The organism is Variovorax sp. OK212, assembly GCF_900112425.1.
Lineage (GTDB): Bacteria > Pseudomonadota > Gammaproteobacteria > Burkholderiales > Burkholderiaceae_C > Variovorax.
In genome coordinates this window covers 1-4,193 of sequence record NZ_FOLP01000052.1, presented here as the reverse complement: position 1 = coordinate 4,193, position 4,193 = coordinate 1, and the positions used below count along the sequence as shown (strand labels likewise).

Genomic DNA, 4,193 nt, shown 5'->3' with positions numbered 1-4,193 from the left:
CTGGTCGGGCCGGCGGGCCTGCCCAGCCCGATGGTGGAGAGCTACCACGCCGCCATCAAGGCCGCGATGGCTTCGCCCGAGGCGAAGACCGCCATTGCCGGGCAAGGGCTCACCGTGCTCGACAAGGGACCGGACACCGCGCCGGCCTTCTTCCAGGCCGAGCTGGCAAAGCACCAGAAGCTCGTGAAGCTCTCGGGCGCGACGCTGGACTGAACCCAGTGATGCGCACCTCCGATCTCTGTGACCAGCACGGGGACGCCGTGCTGGTTTGCAACGCGCCTTTTATTTCCTACGGCGGATGCCGCGCGGCGACAGCGCGCATCGCGTGCGTCAGGACTTTCGAGGACGCGTCTTTAATACGCAAGACGCTCGAAATGCCCGGCGAAGGCCGCCTCCTGGTCATCGACGCACGCGGCTCCTTGCGTGCCGCAGTGTTCGGCGATCGCATGGCCTCGATCGGCATCGCCAATGGCTGGCGCGGTGTGATCATTAGCGGCGCGGTCCGCGATGTCGAAGCATTGTCAGCGCTCGATCTCGTTGTGCTGGCGCTGGGCCGGGTTCCTCGGCGCGGCGGCGGAATTGGCGTTGGCGAAAGCAACGTCGAACTCGACATCGGCGGCATCGCGTTCGCCCCCGGTGACACCGTCGCGCTCGACGACGACGGACTCATCATACTGCGCGACGCGCCTCACCAGGGCCAGCCGTGAATGCGTCGGTGGCACAAGTAGCATCGACTGACGTGTAGTGACACAGTGCGCGCCAGTCCGGCGACATGGCGAAGATGCAAGAGCCCCGAGCCGAAGCCAGAGCGCGCAAGCAGGAATACCGCAAGACCGGCATCCGGGAGAAGGCGGCGTACCCGTTGCTGGTGATCAAGCGGCAGTTCGGCCTCACGAAGGTGCCGTCACGGCCTCAACACCGATCAATACACGCGCCCATACGACGTTGCACGAAGAGATCGCGATGCGTGCACGCCCTAAAACTCAACTGCTGCAATCGCTCGAAGAGGTTGAACGCGAGGCCGTTCCGCAGCAGCGGGAGTTCGTCTCGAAGCTCGCGCATGACTGTCGCACACCGTTGACTTTCATCGATGCCGCGGTGCAATCGTGAATCGCCGGGGCGATTCAGTACAGCCTGGCGATCGCCGCTGCAGACGCATGGGGTTGGCGACATGCTTCCAAGACTTCGGCCCTGAACTGCGCGCTGTGCTTGCGACGAGTGGCCCACGTAACCACACCATCGATCGTGTCCACATCATTCACCGCGGACACGATGCCTGCTGAATCTCAGGAGATCAAGATGACTTCGCCGCGCGCTTACCCACAAAACCACGGCCGAACTCCAAGTTCGGCACCGAGCCCACGTTCAACATGGCGGCGCTCGCAGCAATTCATCTCCCTGCTTGACTACACTTCGGGCCGCAGCGTCGATCTCAAGCAACAGATGGATGCGCCGTCGGAGAGTCGTAAGGGCTCTCTTCGATAAGCTGAAGTAGCACATGAAGGGCCTGCTGCAAGCTTGCCTTGTCAATCGCGGCGCAAACACAGATGCGCACTGCGGCATTACGAACCTCGACCTCTGCGCTAAAAATCGCACCCGGGGTTACAGCGACGCCACGTTCTCGAGCGGTGACGACGAACCGTTCGCTACCCCAGTCCCCGATCGGCAACCAAGCATGATAGGCCCCCGGATGCCGCTGAGCAGGTGTACTCCCCAAAATTTCACCGGCCCAGACCTGCCTCTCTGCCAACTGGAGGCGTCGCGCCTGCGCCAGCTGCTCGATGCCTCCGGACGTTACGAGCCGGCACATCAACTCCACCATCGGCGTCGGTGCCATCAAGCTCGTCGAGCGCAATCCGATACCGAGACGACCGACCAAGTGCGAAGGCGCGCGCATCAGGCCCACACGCGGGCCGCAGCCAAGCACCTTGGCGAAGCTTGTTACGTACAAGGTGCGTTCCGGTGCAAGCGAGCATAGAGAGGGCAAGTGCGGCGCATGAAGCAGAACATAAGCGTCGTCCTCAATGATCGTCGCATCGAATCTTCGGCAAACACGAGCGATGGATGCACGTCTATCAAGATCCATGACGGCAGTAGTCGGGTTTTGCAGCGTAGGATTGCATACCATCACGCGCGCCCCAGTTTCCACAAACGCCCGTTCAAGTGCCTCGGACACCAGGCCTTTCTCATCGATAGTCACTGGCATCGGTCGGCGCCCAAGGAATCGCACAGCTCCAAGCGTTCCAAAATAGGTCGCGGACTCGACAAGCACGATGTCGCTCGGCTGCGTGACAGCCTGGATCCCAAGCAGCACCCCATGCTGTGCTCCGGTTGTGATCAGCAGGTCGTCGGGCGTCACTCTCGTTCTAGAAGTTGCCTCCAGCCAGCGTGCCATCACCTGTCGGTGTGACAAATGCCCCGAGTCCGCCTGACAACTGAGCAGCAAATTGCTGTCTAACAGACCCTCCGACGCGGCCGAAACGAGCGCAGCCGCGGGGTTCATTGGCGCACTTTCTGGGAAGTTGTGCGACAAGTCGATGAGGTTCGTAGTTGACGCCTGCCAGAGCGATGTAGGTGCGTCAGGTTTGCGACGGCGGACGAAAGTTCCACGACCAACCTGCCCGGTCGTCAACCCGCGGCGGTGGATCTCCGAATACGCCCTTGAGGCGGTGCCTGCGTCAAGGCCGAGTTCCTTTGCCAAAGCACGGAGCGGTGGCAACTGATCGCCGGAACGGAGCGCACCGGACTCTATCGCTCGTTCGGCCGCATCTGCGATCGCCAGATAACGAGGTACCCCTTCCTTGGCAATGTCGGAAAGCCAAGCTGGCAGGTTGTTAGCTTTTCGCATGGATCGGAAGGCTGTAGCGTCAAGTTCTCGGCAGCCACTGTTCGACAACTGTCGGAAGACGGACCGAAGCGTTTGCTCGCGCGGCGCCGCGCGCATTCCGATTTTATCAACTCAACGATCTTGCAGGCTACGAGTGAATCCACGCGCAACTCCGGCGTGAAGTCCTACGCCTCACAAGGACACCCCATTTCCTGAAGGCTGTATCTCGCGTTGTCTCTGCGCGACGTGGTAGCAGTCGGGGGTACAGACGGTCGGGCATAGCTGCCTTTCGTTCACGCCCACTCGCTCAGCACCGACCGCCCATTCCCTCGGCTCCTCGACGAAAACGGCGGTCGCGAGTCTTGCTGCAAGCCGAGACTACTTGTGCATGAACTGCTGAGCAACGATCTCGCAAGGTGCGACTTGCATGAATTTCCTATCGTACAAAGAGCAGTGGTGGTGCAACCTCGATAAGGCGAGGCCCCGGTGGCCATTTCTTGGGCACCAGAAGAGGTGCGACCGCAGTGGCTGAATGGCCAGGTAGCTTGGCATAAACATTGCGAATGAAAGGCACATTCAGAGACGTCTTCAGGCTCTGAATGCGTGCTTTTCCATCCCCGCAATCTAAAGGTCCAAGATGCCAAAAACTACCACCGCTCTCAGCTTCTTTCCACTAGGTGCACTTATGGCATCGCTCGCCTTGTGCGCGGTGTCTGGCGTTGCAAGCGGTGCTACTTTGGCAGAGATCAAGGCACGCGGGTACATCGTCGTCGCGACCGAGGACGACTACCCGCCGTTCGAGTTCGTTAAAGATGGCAAGCCGACCGGTTTCGACAACGAGCTGATTGAAGAACTTAAAAAGTACGCGCCATTCCAAGTCCGTCACGAGATTCTGCCGTTCACAGGAATTCTTGCAGGCGTTGCGACCGGCAAGTACGACATTGCCATCACAGCGGCCATCATGACGAAAGAGCGCATGCAGTCCCTCGACTTTGCGAGTCCGATTGCTGACGCGAGCGACTACTACCTCGTTAAGACCGGCAATACAACGATCAAGTCAGTGAACGACTTGTCCGGAAAAACGGTGGGCGTGCAAGCCGGAAGCGCCCAACTGGCTCACGTGTCGACGCAGCTGAAGGCCACACTCGAAAAGAATGGTGGAAAGCTTGGGAAGGTTATGCAGATACAGTGCACTGAATCGCCCCGGATTTTGTGGAGGCTCAACACTCTGAGAGGATTGAGCCATGAAGAAGTCGAACAAGTTCTCACCCGAGGTGCGTGAGCGCGCGGTGAGGATGGTGCAGGAGCACCGCGGGGAGTACCCGTCGCTGTGGGCGGCGATCGAATCGATTGCACCGAAGATCGG

General features: G+C 60.1%; 4 protein-coding genes and 2 pseudogenes. 5 read left to right on the top strand and 1 reads right to left on the bottom strand.

The window, feature by feature from the left end:
- The 3 genes and pseudogenes from BM004_RS40400 to BM004_RS41310 all read left to right on the top strand — a co-directional run.
- A pseudogene (locus tag BM004_RS40400) lies at positions 1 to 213 on the top strand (tripartite tricarboxylate transporter substrate-binding protein); the annotation flags it as partial.
- Positions 214 to 221: 8 nt separating this feature from the next.
- Entirely contained in the window at positions 222 to 707 is a 486-nt protein-coding gene (gene rraA / locus BM004_RS40395) for a ribonuclease E activity regulator RraA (RefSeq protein ID WP_093222581.1), read from the top strand.
- 238 nt (positions 708 to 945) lie between these two features.
- Positions 946 to 1,110 (top strand): HAMP domain-containing histidine kinase, encoded by a 165-nt coding sequence (locus BM004_RS41310; protein ID WP_143120485.1) that lies wholly within the window; start codon positions 946 to 948, stop codon positions 1,108 to 1,110.
- Positions 1,111 to 1,432: 322 nt separating this feature from the next.
- Here BM004_RS41310 and BM004_RS40385 read toward each other — a convergent pair whose 3' ends face one another.
- Positions 1,433 to 2,848: an aminotransferase-like domain-containing protein gene (locus BM004_RS40385; RefSeq protein ID WP_177206804.1), complete on the bottom strand. Its 1,416-nt coding sequence runs from the start codon at positions 2,846 to 2,848 to the stop codon at positions 1,433 to 1,435.
- Positions 2,849 to 3,512: 664 nt separating this feature from the next.
- Between BM004_RS40385 and BM004_RS40375 the strand changes: the two genes are divergently transcribed.
- Both BM004_RS40375 and BM004_RS41305 read left to right on the top strand, forming a co-directional pair.
- On the top strand, positions 3,513 to 4,109 hold the full coding sequence (locus tag BM004_RS40375; RefSeq protein ID WP_218152792.1) for a transporter substrate-binding domain-containing protein: 597 nt from the start codon (positions 3,513 to 3,515) through the stop codon (positions 4,107 to 4,109).
- Positions 4,072 to 4,193, top strand: a pseudogene (locus tag BM004_RS41305) (IS3 family transposase); the annotation flags it as partial. The gene BM004_RS40375 and the pseudogene BM004_RS41305, both read left to right, overlap by 38 nt.